Origin of the sequence: Methylobacterium sp. E-065 (assembly GCF_022829605.1) — a bacterium.
In the GTDB taxonomy this organism is placed as follows: Bacteria; Pseudomonadota; Alphaproteobacteria; order Rhizobiales; family Beijerinckiaceae; genus Methylobacterium.
The window spans coordinates 1-17,286 of sequence record NZ_JAKSYD010000040.1; the positions used below are offsets into that span (position 1 = coordinate 1).

Annotated in this window: 23 protein-coding genes and 2 pseudogenes; 7 read left to right on the plus strand and 18 right to left on the minus strand. The window is 63.4% G+C overall.

What is annotated here, in order from left to right:
• A partial coding sequence (locus MKK84_RS03005; RefSeq protein WP_243916556.1) for a Crp/Fnr family transcriptional regulator occupies positions 1-639 on the plus strand: 639 nt, incomplete at its 5' end.
• A 56-nt stretch (positions 640-695) separates the two neighbouring features.
• Positions 696-881 (plus strand): hypothetical protein, encoded by a 186-nt coding sequence (locus MKK84_RS03010; protein WP_243916557.1) that lies wholly within the window; start codon positions 696-698, stop codon positions 879-881.
• A 30-nt stretch (positions 882-911) separates the two neighbouring features.
• Here the strand turns inward: MKK84_RS03010 and MKK84_RS03015 are convergent, their stop codons facing one another.
• The 7 genes from MKK84_RS03015 to MKK84_RS03045 all read right to left on the minus strand — a co-directional run bounded on the left by MKK84_RS03015 (position 912) and on the right by MKK84_RS03045 (position 4,181).
• Positions 912-1,175 (minus strand): hypothetical protein, encoded by a 264-nt coding sequence (locus tag MKK84_RS03015; RefSeq protein WP_243916558.1) that lies wholly within the window; start codon positions 1,173-1,175, stop codon positions 912-914.
• A 1-nt stretch (position 1,176) separates the two neighbouring features.
• The gene (locus tag MKK84_RS03020; protein WP_243916559.1) at positions 1,177-1,941 is read right to left on the minus strand and encodes a Crp/Fnr family transcriptional regulator; all 765 of its coding nucleotides are present in this window, start codon (positions 1,939-1,941) and stop codon (positions 1,177-1,179) included.
• 266 nt (positions 1,942-2,207) lie between these two features.
• A complete protein-coding gene (locus MKK84_RS03025) occupies positions 2,208-2,621 on the minus strand; it encodes an STAS/SEC14 domain-containing protein (RefSeq protein ID WP_243916560.1) in 414 nt (137 codons plus the stop codon).
• A 34-nt stretch (positions 2,622-2,655) separates the two neighbouring features.
• Positions 2,656-2,886, minus strand: coding sequence for a hypothetical protein (locus tag MKK84_RS03030; protein ID WP_243916561.1), 231 nt, complete (start codon positions 2,884-2,886; stop codon positions 2,656-2,658).
• 54 nt (positions 2,887-2,940) lie between these two features.
• Positions 2,941-3,486, minus strand: a complete 546-nt coding sequence (gene dps / locus MKK84_RS03035) for a DNA starvation/stationary phase protection protein Dps (protein ID WP_243916562.1) — start codon at positions 3,484-3,486, stop codon at positions 2,941-2,943.
• 109 nt (positions 3,487-3,595) lie between these two features.
• On the minus strand, positions 3,596-3,922 hold the full coding sequence (locus MKK84_RS03040; RefSeq protein ID WP_243916577.1) for an HU family DNA-binding protein: 327 nt from the start codon (positions 3,920-3,922) through the stop codon (positions 3,596-3,598).
• Between the two features lie 55 nt (positions 3,923-3,977).
• Complete coding sequence (locus MKK84_RS03045) at positions 3,978-4,181, minus strand: hypothetical protein (protein ID WP_243916563.1); 204 nt, start codon at positions 4,179-4,181, stop codon at positions 3,978-3,980.
• Between the two features lie 12 nt (positions 4,182-4,193).
• Here MKK84_RS03045 and MKK84_RS03050 point away from each other — a divergent pair, with 12 nt between their 5' ends.
• On the plus strand, positions 4,194-4,931 hold the full coding sequence (locus tag MKK84_RS03050) for a diguanylate cyclase (protein ID WP_243916564.1): 738 nt from the start codon (positions 4,194-4,196) through the stop codon (positions 4,929-4,931).
• Between the two features lie 61 nt (positions 4,932-4,992).
• On the opposite strand, the gene MKK84_RS03055 is transcribed toward MKK84_RS03050, so the two are convergent.
• A complete protein-coding gene (locus tag MKK84_RS03055) occupies positions 4,993-5,271 on the minus strand; it encodes a hypothetical protein (protein ID WP_243916565.1) in 279 nt (92 codons plus the stop codon).
• Between the two features lie 290 nt (positions 5,272-5,561).
• Between MKK84_RS03055 and MKK84_RS03060 the strand changes: the two genes are divergently transcribed.
• Positions 5,562-6,374, plus strand: coding sequence for a GntR family transcriptional regulator (locus tag MKK84_RS03060; RefSeq protein ID WP_243916566.1), 813 nt, complete (start codon positions 5,562-5,564; stop codon positions 6,372-6,374).
• A gap of 228 nt (positions 6,375-6,602) precedes the next feature.
• On the opposite strand, the gene MKK84_RS03065 is transcribed toward MKK84_RS03060, so the two are convergent.
• The 3 genes and pseudogenes from MKK84_RS03065 to MKK84_RS03075 form a co-directional block, all read right to left on the minus strand.
• Complete coding sequence (locus MKK84_RS03065; RefSeq protein WP_243916578.1) at positions 6,603-8,540, minus strand: PAS domain-containing protein; 1,938 nt, start codon at positions 8,538-8,540, stop codon at positions 6,603-6,605.
• A 113-nt stretch (positions 8,541-8,653) separates the two neighbouring features.
• Positions 8,654-9,013 carry a hypothetical protein gene (locus tag MKK84_RS03070; RefSeq protein ID WP_243916567.1) on the minus strand — a complete coding sequence of 120 codons (360 nt, stop codon included), beginning with the start codon at positions 9,011-9,013 and terminating at the stop codon, positions 8,654-8,656.
• 185 nt (positions 9,014-9,198) lie between these two features.
• A pseudogene (locus MKK84_RS03075) lies at positions 9,199-9,552 on the minus strand (hypothetical protein); the annotation flags it as partial.
• Positions 9,553-9,760: 208 nt separating this feature from the next.
• Here MKK84_RS03075 and MKK84_RS03080 point away from each other — a divergent pair.
• Positions 9,761-10,894, plus strand: coding sequence for an EAL domain-containing protein (locus MKK84_RS03080; protein ID WP_243916568.1), 1,134 nt, complete (start codon positions 9,761-9,763; stop codon positions 10,892-10,894).
• 43 nt (positions 10,895-10,937) lie between these two features.
• Here MKK84_RS03080 and MKK84_RS03085 read toward each other — a convergent pair.
• The 3 genes from MKK84_RS03085 to MKK84_RS03095 form a co-directional block, all read right to left on the minus strand.
• A protein-coding gene (locus MKK84_RS03085; protein ID WP_243916569.1) for an IS3 family transposase occupies positions 10,938-12,121 on the minus strand; the annotation gives its coding sequence in 2 pieces (ribosomal slippage) (positions 10,938-11,824 and positions 11,824-12,121; 1,185 coding nt in all).
• A gap of 150 nt (positions 12,122-12,271) precedes the next feature.
• Positions 12,272-13,000 (minus strand): Crp/Fnr family transcriptional regulator, encoded by a 729-nt coding sequence (locus MKK84_RS03090; protein ID WP_243916570.1) that lies wholly within the window; start codon positions 12,998-13,000, stop codon positions 12,272-12,274.
• 216 nt (positions 13,001-13,216) lie between these two features.
• Positions 13,217-13,456 (minus strand): hypothetical protein, encoded by a 240-nt coding sequence (locus MKK84_RS03095; protein WP_243916571.1) that lies wholly within the window; start codon positions 13,454-13,456, stop codon positions 13,217-13,219.
• Between the two features lie 161 nt (positions 13,457-13,617).
• On the opposite strand from MKK84_RS03095, the gene MKK84_RS03100 reads away from it, so the two are divergent.
• Entirely contained in the window at positions 13,618-13,833 is a 216-nt protein-coding gene (locus tag MKK84_RS03100) for a hypothetical protein (protein WP_243916572.1), read from the plus strand.
• Between the two features lie 201 nt (positions 13,834-14,034).
• Here the strand turns inward: MKK84_RS03100 and MKK84_RS03105 are convergent, their stop codons facing one another.
• From MKK84_RS03105 to MKK84_RS03120, 4 genes and pseudogenes are all read right to left on the minus strand, one after another.
• A complete protein-coding gene (locus tag MKK84_RS03105; RefSeq protein WP_243916573.1) occupies positions 14,035-14,205 on the minus strand; it encodes a hypothetical protein in 171 nt (56 codons plus the stop codon).
• A 378-nt stretch (positions 14,206-14,583) separates the two neighbouring features.
• Positions 14,584-14,826, minus strand: coding sequence for a DUF6894 family protein (locus MKK84_RS03110; RefSeq protein WP_243916574.1), 243 nt, complete (start codon positions 14,824-14,826; stop codon positions 14,584-14,586).
• A 105-nt stretch (positions 14,827-14,931) separates the two neighbouring features.
• On the minus strand, positions 14,932-15,639 hold the full coding sequence (locus MKK84_RS03115) for a Crp/Fnr family transcriptional regulator (protein WP_243916575.1): 708 nt from the start codon (positions 15,637-15,639) through the stop codon (positions 14,932-14,934).
• A gap of 115 nt (positions 15,640-15,754) precedes the next feature.
• Positions 15,755-16,090, minus strand: a pseudogene (locus tag MKK84_RS03120) (HU family DNA-binding protein).
• A 349-nt stretch (positions 16,091-16,439) separates the two neighbouring features.
• Between MKK84_RS03120 and MKK84_RS03125 the strand changes: the two are divergent.
• On the plus strand, positions 16,440-17,285 hold the full coding sequence (locus MKK84_RS03125; protein ID WP_243916576.1) for a helix-turn-helix domain-containing protein: 846 nt from the start codon (positions 16,440-16,442) through the stop codon (positions 17,283-17,285).
• Position 17,286 lies beyond the last annotated feature (1 nt).

Genomic DNA, 17,286 nt, shown 5'->3' on the forward strand with positions numbered 1-17,286 from the left:
CGGATCCAGAACCTCAGCGCCCGACAGGACATCGTGCGCGACGGCGACCAGCCCACGCATTGCTGCCTCATCCTCGACGGATGGGCCTGCCGCTACAAGATGCTCAGCGAGGGCAAGCGCCAGATCCTGTCATTCCACGTATCCGGTGACGTCCTGAACCTGCAGAGCCTGCACGTCCCCACCATGGATCACAGCATCGCCACGCTGACGAAGGCCGTCATAGCCTTCATCCCACACGAGACTCTGCGGGAGCTGACAGCGAGCCACCCCGGCCTCGCGGCTGCCTTCTGGCGCGACACCCTGATCGACGCTGCGGTCTTCCGCGAATGGCTGGTCAGCATGGGCCGTCGCACGTCTTTTGAACACGTCGCGCACCTGTTCTGCAAGCTGTACCTGAAGCTGCAATCGGTGGGCTTGGCTGGCGATCACCGCTGCCCGCTGCCGATCACACAGACCGATATTGCCGACGCTCTGGGTCTCACCCCCGTGCACATCAACCGCGTGCTGCAGGAGATGCGCGGCCGGACCCTGATCACGCTCCGGGGCCGAATGCTCGTGATGGAGGCGTGGGACGAACTTCTTCGGGTCTCGGAGTTTGACCCAACGTACCTGCAGCTGGAGAAGCGAGCGGCCGGATGACCCTACGCTTACAGCCCGTGCAGGTCTGAACCGGCAGCTACGATGTCGAGGGCCATTTGGTCTTCGCTGATGGCTTCCTCGCAGCGGTGCTGGTTCAGCTCTCGGGGTTTCACGAGGATTTGGCCGGGATGTGGTTCCTGGAGGCGGGCTTCGGGCTGGTGCGCAGCGCGACCCCGCCCACCTTCGCCGACCTCGAAACCGAACAAGACTGGATTGAGCAACGGCTGGCACACGTGGCCTGAGCCAAGGGCCCAAATCCGCCTCTCATCGGCTTACCCGCGCAGACGCTGCCGCACCCACCGCGTGGCGTCCTTCAAGGTATCGAACACGGGCGCGCGCACCCCCGCCAGCCGCCCCAGCCCAGCCTCCATGTGCCAAGCGCCAGGGCGATCGTGCCAGGGCGCATCGAGGCGGACCAGAACCGCCACGAGCAGCCCGTTGACCAGCACCAGCATGCCGACCTGATCCGGGCTGCGCGTGTCGACGGAGATCGGATGTAGGACGACCAGGGGCTCGACGTTGTCCTGGCCCGTCAACTTACACGCCCTGGACGCTGCTCAGCCACGGCACCTGCCGGCGGCTACTCCAACGCGCGTTCCTGAGATGGAGGTAATTAGGATTGAACCCGCAGTACGCTTTAAGCTGATCCACGTCCAGGATCGTCAGGACCCGGTGCTTGAGGTGGATCAGACCGAGCGCACGCAGCTCCCGCAGCGTGCGGCTGACCTGCACGTCCGACAGGCCCATCGTGTCGGCGACATCGGTCTGGGTGAACGGGAACGCGTAGCTGTTGTCGGTGACGCGCCCCACGGCTTCCAGTCGCAGCAACAGCTCGCAAAACAGGTGCGCGATCCGCTGGTCGGCCTGACGGCTGCCGATGTTGACCAGCCACTCGCGCAGGATAGCCCCATCGACGAGAGCGCACCACATCAGGGCCCGCGTCACCTGCGGGTGGTGCGCCGTGATCTCCTCGATGGCGGCCCGGGGGATCTCGACCGTTTTGCAAGGCGAGACCGTGCCGATGCTATGGTCCATCTCGTCGAGGATGAACACGTTGAGGTCGCAGAAGTCGCCCGGCACGAAGAAGGCCATGATCTGGCGCTGACCGTCCGGGAGCATCTTGTAGCGGCAGGCGTAGCCGTCGAGGATGAGATGAACGTCGCCAGGGACGTCGCCTTCAGCGATGATGTCCGTTCGCGCTGGCACATTCCGCACCCGTGGCACAAACGCCCGCAGAGCGGCGCGGTCGGCGTCGCTCAGTTCCTCGAAGCTCTCAAGCTTGCGGATCAGTGCATCTTGCATCGGGCCACGGCAGCGAAGGGCGATCTGCCTCCCTACGTCCAGACTAGAAGATCAACCCCGTCATATGATGGATTGTTGCGCTTGGTAGCAGGTAAGTGACTGTGACTGTTATGGCTGACGGCAGCGCTGCTCGCCGGCGTCAATGTCCTCGTTGATGGCGATGAGTACGTCGATCCATGTACCGATATGAACCGCGTTCCTCTAAGACCAGCACAGCTTCGTTGGACATCACCTGCACGTCGCAGGCTAGCTATCTGGACGCTGAACTATGCTGACCTTGAAGCCGAGGCCGGTCCGGCTGCAGCGAGATAAGCCCAAGCCGCAGCCTCATCGGCGAGGTCGAACGTCTTAGTCTCCACCGGCATGACCATCCCCGACAGGTTGATCATCGCCTCCGCGAACTTCGGAGCGCCGATGACGACGTAGTGCCTGATGTGGGCCACCGAGCGCACCTTCACGCTTGTCGCGTAGCCGTCGAAGGTTGCCCCGAGGTCCGATCCATCGTAATTCGACATGATGATCAACATGTCGATCTTGCCATGCGCCTGCATCGCCTGATCGGTCATCGACGACATCCACTCGATGTCGGGCTTGGTGATCTTGCCCTTCACCTCGAACGCCACGAGGTCTGGACGCGGCGCCTCGCGCTGGATGACCGATCCGTCCGGTGCACTGCTCATGGCTGTCTCCTGTTGGGTGCGAACCGCGTATCGGTCACGGAAGTTGCGTCAGCCGACCCGAAGGCGGAGCACGGAGCGTCCAGATCACTGTGCCGGTGGCGTCGGTGAGCACGGCCGTGTCGAGCATCATGCTCGGCGTGATTGGGTCGAAAGCCATCGCTTGCGCGATGGCCTCCTCCCACGTCTCGGCGTCTATATCGATCCCGTCGAACGCCAGTCCGGTGCGCTTGTCCAAGAACCGCATGGTGCGCCTGAGGCGATACATGGCCATAGGCGACTCTTAGGCTGCGACTACCGAGCGATCGCCGATAGGATCTTTTTAGCGCCCCGAGTTGCCGTCGCGCATCTCGCCGGTTGGCTCCTGCACGTGAGCCTCAATAAACCACAGCTGCTTGTCGACGGCGCGGGATATCTCGGTGAACAGGTCAGCTGTGCCGGCGTCGCCCGCCTCGTCGGTCTCGTCGATGTTCTCGCGAACCGCGTTAGCGTAGCCAGCGTAGCTGTCGATCAGTGCGGCAAGCTGATCGGCGATTGCATAGACCCCGATTGGATACGGCGGCAGCTTCGTGCTCTGCGCGACGACCTGCGTCGAGCCGAGTGCAGTGGCTCCAAGCTGCACCGCGCGTTCTGCGACCTTGTCGTTGAGGTCGTCCAATTCGGTGCGGAACCCGTCCAGCATGAGATGGATGCCGATGAACGAGGGCCCCTTGAGGTTCCAGTGGGCCTGCTTGATCGCGAGCGCCAAATCGATGCCGTCCGCCAAGCGGGCGTTGAGCGCCTCGATCGACACCTTCTTAGCGTTCGAGTCGGTGTCGTTGCGGGTCTTGTGAGCCCGGGGGGTGTTGCTGGTGCCGATGTCAGCCATGCTCTCGCTCCGATTGATCCGGTTGCGAAAGTGGATCGCGCTGAGGTCGGTTCCTCCTGGTGGGTCAGCTCGTCGTTAGCTCAAGTCTCATCGTTCGAATGGCCTGAAATCAGGACGCACGCAGCAGCCGCTCCGCCGCCACCTCCGGTTCAGTCGTCTCGCAGTTGAGCCGAGCCCGCATCAGCTTACTCGGGGTGAAGTGGACGTTGGTCTTAGCCGGCACGTCAACGACGGCACCGGATCGCGGATTACGGCCGCTGCGGGCCTTGGCTTCTTGCGTCGAAAAGGCACCGAACCCACGCAGCTCCACACGATCGCCGTCTGTCAGGGCGTCGGCCATCCTGTCGAGACTGGCGTCGACCACCCGCTCGACGTCCCGGGCGTACAGGTGCGGGTTCTGCTCCGCGATGCGGGCGACAAGCTCGGATCGGATCATGCCGGGCAGGTGCAGGGACCGGACCGCGAGGGGCAAGTGCGCGGTCGCACTGTCCCTACTTTCCTCCTGCGCCGTCTACCTTGCCCTCGGTGGCATCAGCATCGGCGCTGGCCTTGAAGAAGTCCTCGACTGGCCTGCCCAGGGCTTCGCTGAGGCGCCTCAACGTCCGCAGCTTGCGCTCGCGATCGCGCGCCTGTGCAACCTTATCCGCTGAGGGAAGACGGATGTCTCGGCCGTCGCCTTTGTCGAGTTCGGCCATCTCAGACCTACCATGATTGTGACCGTGCGATTGTATATCGCAGTTGCAGATCGACGAAAAGTTGTGCTGCAAATCCCTACCTATGGTGCAAAAAGGCTCGGACGGTGCATGCCGCGTCGATCATCGAACAGCATCGTGTCGTCGGCTTCGCTGCCGCTGACCACTCTCAGCATCGGCTTGTGGGAGGAGGATGTCAGCACGGATCGCATTCGCGGCGATGCGGTCATGGGCCGAATGTACGGATTGTCCGAGGCGGAGATCGCCGAGGGCATCTCGCGCGCGCAGCTCTTCTCGATCTTCCATCCGGATGAAGTCGCCCGCGACCCGGAGCTGCGTCGTAGCGTGCGCGAGGAAGGCGGCCTGTTCGTGTGGGAGCACCGTATCATGCCGGCACCCGACGTGGTGCGCTGGGTCTTGGTGCGCGGACATTACGAGCGAGGCACAGACGGGCGGATGCGCGGGCGCGGGATCGTAATCGACGTGACCGACACGCGGGCTGATGGTCATGTCGATGGACCGTCACGCTACCTAGCGGTGCGCGAGGCAGCGGGCTCAGCTGCCGAGCACATGGCGGATGGTGCACTCAAGCTCTGGGAGCACATGCACCAGCTCGACGACGACAGCGCCGCCCGGCTTCGTCCGTTGCTGCAGGCGCTGCTGTTCGAACTTGGCCGCCAGATCGCGGCGTCGCTGCCGGACGGACAGGGCCCAACGTCATCGACGTCCTCACGCGATCCGAGGTTGCACTGAACCAACCCGCCGCGAGTCGGACGAGTAAAGGTGCCCCTGCGGGGACTCAGCGTCCGACAATTCACGGCGGGGTCGGATGAGCCGCCATGAGGGCGGTGGCCAGCCCGTTTCGGAACGTCTTCTCCTGCGGCCCGGCCCGCTCCACCCTGTGCAAGGCCGGCATTGCGCTCACGATTTCCGCGAGGTCGAGGCTGTGCCCGCTGGGAAAGCGGTATGGGCCGGCAGCGGGATCCCGCATGTAGGCATCGATCGCCGCAACGATCTCCACGCTGCTGATGATGCCGCCTCTGCGTAGGTTGGCGAGGGTCGAAGGTCGGGCCGGCATAGTCGCGCTGATCATCCCCCAACGTTGACTTAACCGTGCCGCCCGGCCGACATGGACCGTTCCGGCTGCACCCGCCCTGGCGAGTCGAGCCGACAATTCAGGAGATCATCGCCGCGAGATAGACTCTGAAAAGCCAACACCCCCGTCCTTGGCGGGACGAGGGTGCTGAAAACCGGGGCCTGTGAGGCCGGAGTCACTACCCCTCACAAGCCATGACCTCCCTCGGGAGTCAAGACGGAACCTGTTTCCGTCAACGGGAAGGCTTTGCCTGGACCCTAGCCGCGGCCCGTGAGGGACCGGGTTCGATGAACTATGCCGATGAGATCCGCCGACAGGTGGAGGCGGCTCCGCGCGCCGCGGTGCCGGCTGTGACGGCTGCGCTCTGGCGCGCCTATGGGGCAGGGCAGGTGACGGAGGCCGAAGCCGAGGTGCTGTCCGGCCTGATCGAGGCGCGGCACGCCAAAGGCGACACCATGTCGTGTTTGCGCTCGCCCGATCCGGGGACCTCAAATGCCGATATTCCCGGCATTTCCTTGGATCGCGCAGGAAGGCCCAGGAGGGCTGTCGGCTCGCGCCCGCGCACGGATGCCTCGATGGAGCGCCGTCGCCGCTGGGCCGCCTCGGGACGGCTGCCGCCCGGGCTCGCGGCCCGGTTCACACTGGCTGAGCAGGCGGTCCTCGCCTTGGTGGCGGCCGAGACCGTGCGCCGGAAGGATTGCCGCCTCGCCGTCGGGCACCTCGCGGCGATCGTGGGTGTGGCCGAGACCACGGTGCGCAACGCCATTCGCGAGGCCGTAAAGCTCGGGCTCGTGACCGTCGAGGAGCGGCGCGTGACCGGCTTTCGCAACGACACGAACATCGTGCGCATCGTCTCGGCCGAGTGGACGGCGTGGCTGCGGCTGACCCGCAAGGGGTCTCCTCAAATTTCAGGACACCCCGCCCAGGCTCAGGGGGGAGGGTGCAAATCCCCGAAGGGCACGCCTACTGAAGTTCTAGATCTAGAGAAATCGAGGCCAGCGGAGCCCAAAACAGGCTGCCGAGGGGCTGCGGGCGACCCTGGCCGAAGCGATCCCGTGAGAATTCTCGCGGGCGGTAGGACGGGCCGAGCCATGCGGTGACGGTCTGCGGGCGGATGACAAACCGAACGCGCCGATGATGCCCCGGGAGTACGGCGAGATGATCGCGCTACTTGCTACATCCTCGAAGGCATGGTGGCCGCCTCGATGCGGATCTGGTGCGCGCATTCCGGCCGGTGGCTTAGATCCATACACCGACGGCATGCGCCACAGCCGGTCTGCCCGCCGCCGACGTTTCGGTAGACTGAACCCCAATGCGGCTCGATACGATCAGGCTACGCGTGCCATGCCACCCATCGATGACCGAAACTGCACGTTGACGCTGGCGTCTGAGCGATACCGAACCTCGCAGCTGAACCGACGTCCGTCTCCATCGAGGGTCAAGTCGAACCGTTCCGGGACCTGATCGTGCCTGCGCACGTGCAATCGCGCCCCGCCATCCGATAGGTCACGGACGGAGCACGCGATGGAACCGCAGCCGGACGTGGTGATGGTGGCCGGCAACAACACGCGCGTCCTGCGCTCGTTGCGCCGTTCCTCCATGCCGACAGTCCAGTCATCCAGGCTGGTGCTGATGCTCGATACACCGCCAGCCGCCTGTCGCATGCTAGTTAGGATTTCGCTCGTCGCGCGTGCCTGCTCGTCCATCGAGCCGCTCACGCCGTCGACGTGCCCGCTGATCGTGTCGATCGCCGCGGTGATGGTCGCCAAGGTTGTGGCTACCTCACCCGACACGGCCTGCATGGCGACGACTTCACCGCTGATCTGATGGGTCGCCTTAGCGGCTTGACTCGCCAATTCCTTCACCTCAGTCGCGACGACCGCGAAGCCCTTGCCGGCCGCGCCAGCCCGTGCGGCCTCGATCGTCGCGTTCAGGGCCAGCAGGTTGATCTGCTGGGCGATACCCGCGATCACCGCGCCGACGCCGCCCATGGCGCTGGCGGCAGCCTGCAGGCGTTCTGTGGCGGCATTCGCTTCGCCGGCACGTCCGTGAATGTCGTCGACGACGGTCTTCGACTGCGCCATGCTGCGCGAGATCTCCTGAGCCGCGGCGCTCATCGTCTCGGCGGCGTCCGTCACCGCCTGGACGTGATCCAGGGTCTTCTCAGCCGCCTCGATCGCGACGGAGCGCGCCGCCATGTTGGCCGTCACGTCGGTGGCGTACTTCACGATCTTGGTCAGACGGCCATTGGGGTCGAAGATCGGGTTGTAGCTCGCCTGGATCCAGACCGAGCGGCCGCCCTTGCCGAAGCGCTGGAACATGCCGGAGAAGAACTCGCCGTTGCGTAGGCGATCCCAAAAGGCGGCATACTCTGGCGTCTGCGCGTAGCCGGGCTCGACGAACATGGCGTGGTGCTGTCCGCGGATCTCCTCGATCCGGTAGCCGACCGCTTGAAGGAAGTTCGGGTTGGCGTCGAGCACCGTGCCATCAGAGGCGAACTGGATCACGGCCTGCGATCGGTTGACGGCTGCGAGCTGGCCCGCCGCATCGGTGGTCTGGAGCTTGTGTGCGGTGATGTCGGTGGCGAACTTCACCACCTTCACCGGCACGCCGTCCCGATTACGGATCGGATTGTAGGTCGCCTGGATCCAAATCTCGCGGCCGCCCTTGGCGATGCGGCGGAACTCGCCTGAGGCGAACTCGCCCCGGCCGAGCGTCGCCCAGAATTCCCGATAGGCTACACCGGCCTGCTCGCCAGGATCCACGAACAGGCTATGGTGACGGCCCTGGACCTCATCGAGGCGGTAGCCGACCGCGTCAAGGAAGTTCTGATTGGCCGTCAGGATGGTACCGTCAAGGTCGAACTCGATCACCGCCTGCGAACGGTGCAGCGCGTCGAGCTGCCCGTCGTGATCGATGTTGCGCGTCACCTGCGCCGTGATGTCGGTGGCGAACTTGACGACCCGGGTGACCCGTCTGGCACGGTCGAGCACGGGATTGTATGTCGCCTGGATCCAGACGGCGCGCCCACCCTTGGTGACGCGCTTGAACTCGCGGGTCTGTGCCTCACCGCGACGCAGGGCCGTCCAGAATGCGCGGTATGCATCGCCGTCACGCTCGGCGGCGGGGACGAACAGGGTGTGATGCTGCCCCTTCACCTCCGCGTGCGTGTAACCCATCAGGTCGAGGAACAGGTTGTTGGCGGCCAGCACCGTTCCGTCAGGGGCGAACTCGATCCGCGCACGGGATCTATCGATGGCCGCCATCAGGGCACGGAGATCGGCGTCGAACAACGGCACCGGTAGAATTCCTATCTCGACGGATTGACGCTCAGACCATGTAGGAAACTCTGGTTAATCGAGCGTCACCGGCGGTGCCGCTACTGTACGTGGAGGGTGAGCTTCATCTTCGGATGGATGCCGCACTGGATGATGAAGTCGCCCGCCTCCTTGAGCGTCAACGTAGCCTGCTTACCGGGCTCCTGATCGCCGGCATCGAAAGCGAACCGGTCGGCCTCGATGAAAGCGTGGTGGACGGCGTTGTCGTCGCCGTTGACCAGGGTGATGGTATCGCCTCGGTGCAGAAATAGGTCGGTTGGCGCATAGTGCTTGCCCTTCTCCAGCACGATGCGAATAGCGCTGGAGAGACTGGCGTGGGCCGGCCCGAGCACCACCATCCCCACCACAAGCGCGAGGGTACCGCCGCGGAGGAGTGAAACGCGTAGATTGTAAATTGACACGGCTGCAACCTGAGAAAGAACTACGTCAAATGCAGTATCTACTGCTGTTAGTATCTGTACCGCTTAACGTAAGTCTGTATAGACGCATAAATTTGATGGTGCTTCGTAAGTAATTAGTATAATGCGCAAAATTTTCCTTAAACACACAACAAATCTGAAACCATAGAAACCTTTGATTGGACGCGTCAGGCGTAAGGTCCGCCGAAAAGGTCGCCGAGCGCCTTGCGCCGGAACAGCGTGCGCCACCGTCTCCGCCGATGCTCGGGCCGGTCGTGGATCATGTGGCAGCGCTGGCAGAAGGCCGCGAGGTTGGCGTCGGCGTTGTTCGAGGTGTTGTGGTCACGGTGTGCCGCTGCCAGGATAACCCGGGTTTGGCGAGCGCGGCTGAGAATGTCGGTACCCGACCTGATCCGGATCCGGCGCCCCCAGCCATCGCGCCAGCGGGAGGCCTTAGCATCCCACCAGCGGCCGTCGCCGAGGCGTTAGACCATCCGCCCGTGCGGCCGTCCGCAGCCTTCGCAGCAGCCCTTTGCCCGGCCATTGATCATTTTAGGTCTAGCGACCGTGGCCAGGAAAGAGAGAGCAAAGCCATGTCGTGATGACCTGCGGGCGCTCCGTGGATCATGCAGACCCAGCAAATGTGCTGCTTTGTCGCAGCTATTAACGACTGATAAATCTAACTTGGATCAGACTGCAATTCTGGGTCGTACTCAACCCCGGTTAGCTCGCCTTCAACTAGGAAAGTTGATGATCAAGCGCCCACGTCGGGTCTGCAAGCCACTTAACCGGAGTGCCCTCAAGCCAAACCAGTTGAATGCTAACGTTCAGGCTGCCTTTCAACCCATCGAGGATCTGCGCACAGGCGAGATCGTCGGCTACGAGGCGCTCGCGCGGCTCATGCGCGGCGACCAACTCCTTCCGCCGGCGGACTTCCTGTCCAGCCTACCGCAGGACGCCCTCGCCGAACTGTTTCGCACGATGCTCGGGCAAGCGGTCTCGCTGCGGCAGAGTTTGGCGGGTGATGGTCCAGGTCCCTACGTCAGCGTCAACGTCGAGGTGCCGCTGGTGCTCGCGGATGGGTTCGTCGATCTTTTGCGCGACGTACTCGATCAGCACGCCTTCAGTCCGTACGGCGCAGTGGTGCTGGAGCTGTTGGAAGGCCACGCAACCCCGGATTATGCTCGAATGTCGGAGCGCCTGCAGGCCATCCGTGCGCTCGGCATCCGCATCGCACTCGACGATATCGGCAGCGCATACTCGTCCCTGATCAATCTGCGCGACCTGCCCGTCGACATCATGAAGCTTGACCAGTCGTTTGCGCGCGGGCTTCGACAGAAGCCCCGAGACCTGCACTTCGTGCTCAGCCTGCAGAGCCTAGCTCACAGCATCGGCAAGCGGCTTATCGTCGAGGGCGTGGAGACGGCCGAGATCCGCGACGCCTTGCGCGTGCTCGGGGTCGATCTCGGGCAAGGCTACGGGATCGCACGGCCGATGCCTGGAGCGGCCGTCGCATCATGGATAGCGGCACGGTCGACGGTGGGCATGGAGATGGACCGGACGCCGACATCGATGCTGGGAGCCTATGCAGGCCACCTGCGCGTGGTGGAGGCGTGTCGAACACTGATGGGTCAGCCTCTACCGGTGGCTTGGAAGGAAGCATCGAAGGATCCGCATGCCTGCAGCATTGGGGTATTCTTCGACAAGCACGGCCTGCACGACACCACGTTCGGATGCGCGCACAAGCACTTTCATGAGGTTATGGCGCTGTACGAGACTGATCCGGCTGGCTGGCACGATGGAGCCGAGGGGTTTCGGCAGGAAATGGAACGGGCACTGGCGGATCCCTTGCAACATTTCCGCTGCGACGCCGTCGCCGCATAAGCCAGAGCGTCACTGATCCTCCCCCGACTTCACGGACAGGGGTTTAGCTCGCGTTCCGTTCGGCCTGCTCGGGGGTGATATAGCCGAGTGCCGAGTGGATGCGCTGCCGATTGTAGTAGCCCTCAATGTAGGCGAACAAGTCGCCTCGAGCCTCGTCCCGGGTCGCCCATCGTCGCTGGTGGACGAGCTCGACCTTGAGTGTATGGAAGAAGCTCCCCATCGGGGCGTTACCATAGCAGCAGCCGGTCCGGCTCATGGAGGGGATCGCCTTCATGCCGATGAGCTGCTTTCGATAGGCGTCGGCGGCGTATTGGCTGCCGCGATCCGAGTGGCAGATGAGGCCAGCCCGCGGTCGTTGCCGTTGGGTGGCCATCATCAGGGCCGCCGACGTCAGTTCGGTCCGCATATGTTCGCGCATGGACCAGCCGACGATCTTGCGGGTTGCGAGATCGAGCACGGCGGCCAGGTAGAGCCAGCCCTCTCCGGTCGGCAGATAGGTGATATCTGCCAGCCAGACCGTGTTGGGCAGCGCCGCTGAGAACCGTTGCTTTACGAGGTTGGGTGCGATCGGCAGGTCGTGACGGCTGTCGGTCGTGCAGGGCCGGAATCTGCGCCCTGCCAGGGCCCGGATGCCATGACAGCGCATCAGACGCTCCACCCGCCCGCGGCTGGCCGTTCGTCCCTCCGCGCGCAGGGCGGCATGCATCCGAGGTGAGCCGTAGCGCCTGTGATGCTCGGTGTGGATGCGGCGGACATGGTCCAAGAGCCGACGGTTGGAGGCCGATCGGTCGCTCTCGGGGCGAGATCGCCAGTCGTAATAGCCACTGGGGGAAACTTCGAGCACGCGGCACATGAGACGCACCGGCCAGATGCTCGCATGCTGCTCGATGAAGGCGAACGTCACTTGGGCATCTCCGCGAAGATGCCGATCGCTTTTTTTAGGACGTCGCGCTCCATACGCGTCCGGTCGAGCTCACGCCGCAGACGGGCAATCTCGGCCGCCTGATCGGAGGGGGAGGCCACCGGGCTTGCGACCGCGGCTCCCGGTGATCCTGCTGCCCGTGGCGGTGGGGAGCCACCCATCAGCGCCGAGCGCCACTGCCTCAGCATCGAGGGTTGGATCCCAAGTTCGGCCGCGATCTGCATCTGTGGCCGGCCGCTGCTTTCCAGCAGGGCCACCGCCTCGCGTTTGAACTCGGGGGTGAACTCGCGTCTCGTCTTCGCCATCAAACACCTTCCCCGCCCGCAAGGAGCGTATCAGAGGTGTCCGTGAAACCAGGGGAGGATCAAAAACCGACGATGGCCGGCGCAGGGCGCTGGAGTGCCTGCGCGAACTGGCGGATGAACCGGCGACGTGACGCCTGTCGCACAGCTGGATCAGAGTTCCGGAGCGGTATTCCCCTCGATCAGCCGGGCGTACTCGATCTCGGCTAGGCCGTAGGTGTCCCCCGCGCGGTCGAGCAACCCCTCACGATCGAGGATCTCGACGGCACCGCGGCGCTTACGCACCAAACCGTCCTTCTCCAACGCTATCAAGGCTACGGTGACGCCGGGCCGCTCGACGCCCAGCATCAGCGACATGAATTCCTGCGTGACCGTGATTGCATCCCCGTCGATCCGATCGTGGCACATCAGCAGCCAGCGGGCGAGCCGGGTCGGCGTGTTCCCCCGCGCGTTGGCGAATGCCGTCTGGGCCGTCTGCACGGACTGAGCTTGAGTGTAGCGGAGCAGGAGAAGACGCAGAACGGGGCGTACTTCGGCCATTGCGAGTAGGGCGCATGCATCGATCGACAACGCGTGCCCGGCGGCCTGTATGAAGTACGTATGAGGGCTCTGATCATCGCCGAGCATGATGGGGGCGGCCCCGACCAAAGCTTCGCGTCCGAGCAACCCGATCTCGACGCGGCCGCTGGGGGCATCGGTCGTGACGGAGACGATGCCGGCTTCCACGAAGTAGGCGGTCTTGATCGGCGTGTTGGCTGAGATCAGGACCTGCCGGAGAAGTATCGTCTCAAAGCGCAGCGCGGGTGCCAGCGCCGAGAAATCTTCTGGTGCGAGCGCCAGGAGAAGGCGGTTGCGCAGATCGGCCTGCTTGAGATTTGCCACGTGTGCTCGCTCATACGGGGCAAGAGCACAAGCGGTCCCTCAATCATCAACGCCCTGGCGTCGGTTGGTGATCAAATTGATGTGGTGTCTATTGACGACATAAACAACTGAGTTTCGATTGTAAAAAATCTACATGTAGCAGCACCGAATAGATGAATATAGTCTTATAATAAGTGGGTGGATTTTTACAGAAGGTCGGCTTTCGATCCAAAAGCCTTACCCAGCCTCGGCCTTCAAAAGTTCGTTGACGAGAGTAAGCACCATATCCCGGGCTTCGGGGCGCTTCAATGCGAGCCACATCTGGATCAGATGAGCGGCGTCTTTCGATCCAGACGCGTGCTGCGTCTCATAGAACTGCTTTGGCGAACAGGCGAGCGCCTGCGCCAAACGGTCGAGCTGATCCCGGGCATGGCGATTTGTCGGCGCGCCAATGTCTTCGGGGGTTAGCATATCCATGGAGCATACCCGAGTGAGGTTCGCATGCGGCAGTGAAGACGCAGCTTAGCCCTCTATCCATGGTTGCAATACGGTAAAGATTATACAATCATATGACAGATAAGTGAGATTTGTAAAATAATTACAAAACTATTTCTCCATATTTACCGGGGGAGGAGAGCATGAGTTCAGAGCCAGATATGGATCATATCGCGGATGCGGTGATAAAAGCTCATCAGCTCATCCAAGATCACGGCACGTCAGAAATGAAAGCGTTGAGCCGGATGCTCTTGCTCATCGTCGGCCAAGAAATTGCTCGGCATAGCTGCACACGCGATGGCGTGACGACATTCGAGATGGCCGATATCGATCGGCAGCCTAAGCAACTGCACGACTGAGATTGAATTGAGCACTTATTGCAGAGTTCTTTCACACACTGATAGTCTGTTGCAGACTGCCTAACGCTAAAAAGCGCTGCTTGGCAGGAGCGAAACACGTGTACGATCCTTCGCTGCGCAATCAGTGATTGCAGCCTGCATGACGCGAGGCTAAAACAAAAGGGACGGGCCGACCGCGGGGGCTTCGCGATGTCGAACGGATCAGTTCCGCCTTCCCATCCTGCGCGTAGAATGCTTGAGCGCATCGCCGTCTCCCTCGGCTGCACCACCGAGGCTCTCCGCACGAGCGAAGGTCTGCCAACCGATCTCGTCGATCTCGATGAGCTCCTGAGGCGCTGGGCGATACTCCGGACCGATGAGCAGCGGCAGCATGTGCTCCGCGCGGCCCGCGAAGCGGCCGAACAGTTCACTGGATGAGAGCGGAATGCGCTACGGGCTGCACCGCTATATGAAGCCCAGTCATCAAACCGCTGATGCGGCAGAGGCACGCTAGCTATAGTCCATTTCTGCCCTGCTGCCGGGGATCCCCAAGCCCGAGCACGTCATGGAGGTGCGGGCGATCCTGCCAGGACTTGCAAGGAACCCTGAAGAGCATCCACGCCCGCCCTTCCGATGGACCTTGGGGGGAGGCATCGCGGGGCGAGCGTGGCGGTCGAGAGGAGACCCGACCTCGTGATCGTAGCAAAGCGCATGCGAGGCTTAAACGTCCCGCGCATCCGGCACAGCTGACGCTACGCGAGAGACGAGAGCCTACGGCTGCCCTGCCAGCCACTCGCCCTCGATCGTGAGGGTGGCTCGGTAGACCGGGATACCGTGGTCGTCGCGCATCGTGACGCTGACCTTCTCACCGACACTTCCGAGCAGCTGATCCTTCACCATGTCGGGGAGCGACCGAAGTGCCTCCTGTGAAGCGGATCGGGCATCATCGAAAACGAGGCCTACATCGTCGCTGACGTCACTGCCGTTGCTCACGTCGAAGAAGTAGCGGGCCATCAGCGCCTCCGAAGCCGATGCGGTGCTAACCGCGCGAGCGTGAAAGAAGTTCTGGAGGCTTGCTGCGATAACTGATCGCGTAGCCTCTGCGTATCCGTGCCCGCGTCATGCGCTGCTGGAAACGACCTGATCGAGTAAGCGCAGGTACTGAGGGTTGAAAGCGGCGAGGGCTCGCAAGCCTGCCCAGTCCTGGATGACCAGCTGGCGGGACCGTAAGTCGATCAAGCCCTCCAACCGTAGGGCCCTCATCGTCCGGTTCACGTGGACCGAGGTTAGGCCCAATGCATCGGCGAGATCAGGCTGCCGAAGCGGCATCCACATAGTATGGTCGCTTGCCAGCCCGGCGGCCTCGAGGCGTAGGTACAGTTCGCAGATCAGATGCGCGAACCTCTGCCGTGCATCGCGTCGACCTAGGCTGGTGATCCAAGCACGGTGGATCGCAGCAGTAATCAAGGTCTCCCGCCACAGCGCAGCTGCGATGGTGGGCGAGCCGTCCGACAGTTGGCGAAGCGTGGTGTGCGGCACGAAGGCGACGACGGCGCGCGTGATCGCAGCCATGCTGAAGTCTGGCTGGGGAAGGTGAAGGCCTTGGAGGTCGGGCATATCGCCAGGCACGTGGATCGACAGGATCTGACGCTTACCCTCGGTAAGAAGCTGATAGCAGCAGGTCCAGCCATCGAGGACGACGCAAGAGTGTAGGGACGTGCCGTCTCCGTAGATGATGTCTTGCTGGGCTTCGAACGTTCGGGTCGCCACCGGCAGCTTTCTCAGCGCGTGCTGCTCCGTCGTCGAGAGGCGTGCGGCGCTGCCCAACCTACGGATCATCGTGTCGAGCGGGTATCCTGAAGGTGCCATCGCGCCGCGCTGCCGGTAGGGTCGAAAGAACCTCCCATCGCGCTGCACACAGCTCATCTGAGCGCGACTGGAACTAACCTATGATACCACAACGGTGTGGCGGATCGCCATAACTGGATGGCTGGCCGCAGGGGGATTGAGTCGAACCCCGCAAGGCCTTCCCTGGCTTGAAGGCTATACCCAGCTTGGCCACGACGGTCACGATCACCCCCGTTCTTGGGTTGCGGGCTCTCCGACTCAGCACCTACTTTGTCGCGAATGTGCCGAAGTCGCGCAGCTCGACGCGATCACCAGCGGCCAGCGCGCCCGTGATCCGGTCGAGGATGGCGCTCACCACCCGCTCGACATAGCGCGCGTAGAGATGGGGGTTCTGTTCCGCGATGCGGGCAACGAGTTCGGATCGGATCATGCGGGGGAAGGTGCTGCCGCTGCATCACAAGGGGCAAGTGCGAGGCCGCACGATCCCCTGCAACGTTGACTTAACCGTGCCGCCCGGCCGACATGGACCATTCCGGCCGGGCCCGCTCAGGCGAGTCGCGGCCACCCTCAGGGAGCAACCACCGCGGATCTGAGACCCTGAAACGACTACGGGCCCCCTGTCGCCAAACAGAGAGCCCGCGAAATCGAAGTGGCCTGGTGGGGCCAGATGCAATTCCCCATCAGCCACAGCTCCCGCCGGGAGTCAACGGGAACGCCAATTCCCGGAGCGATGAAGTCGTGCCTTGTTCACAGCCGCGGTCCGAAAAGGACCGGGTTCGATGACCTATGCCGAAGAGATCCGCCGACAGGTGGAGGCGGCCCCGCGCGCCGCGTTGCCAGCCTTCACGGCTTCGCTGTGGCGTGCCTACGGGGAGGGGAAGGTGACGGAGGCCGAGGCCGAGGCACTGTCCGTTCTCATCGAAGCCAAGCGCGCAGCGCAGATTAGAACCGTTCGAGAGAACATCGAACAGGCGCCGAACCCAATAGGAACCGGCGACGAGGAGGGGACAGCCACCCCCCGGACATTGGTACAGGCCGCCAGGAGGGCTGTCGGCTCGCACCCGCGCACAGACGCCTCGATGGAGCGTCGCCGCCGCTGGGCGGCTTCTGGGCGGCTTCCACCGGGGCTCGCGGCCCGGTTCACGCTGGCCGAGCAGGCGGTCCTCTCCCTCGTGGCGGCTGAGACCGTGCGCCGGAAAGACTGCCGCCTGTCGGTGCCGAACCTGGCCGCGGTGGCAGGCGTGGCCGAGACCACGGTGCGCAACGCGATCCGTGAGGCTCGGAAGCTCGGCCTCCTGACGGTCGAGGAGCGCCAGATCACCGGCTTCCGCAACGACACGAACATCGTGCGCATCGTCTCGGCCGAGTGGACGGCGTGGCTGCGGTTGGCGCGCAAAGGGGGTGTCGTTTCACCACCCCCTTCTCAAGGTGAGGGTCATCACGACTCCGCCCTTCAGAGGGGAGGGTGCAAATCCCCGAAGGGCACGCCTACTGAAGTTCTAGATCTGGGGAAATCGAAGCTAGCGGAGCCCAAAGCAGGCTGCCGAGGGACGGCGGGCGACCCTGGCCGAAGCGATCGCTCTCAAACCCGCGCGGGCGGTGGAGGCGGCCGAGCCATGCGGTGAC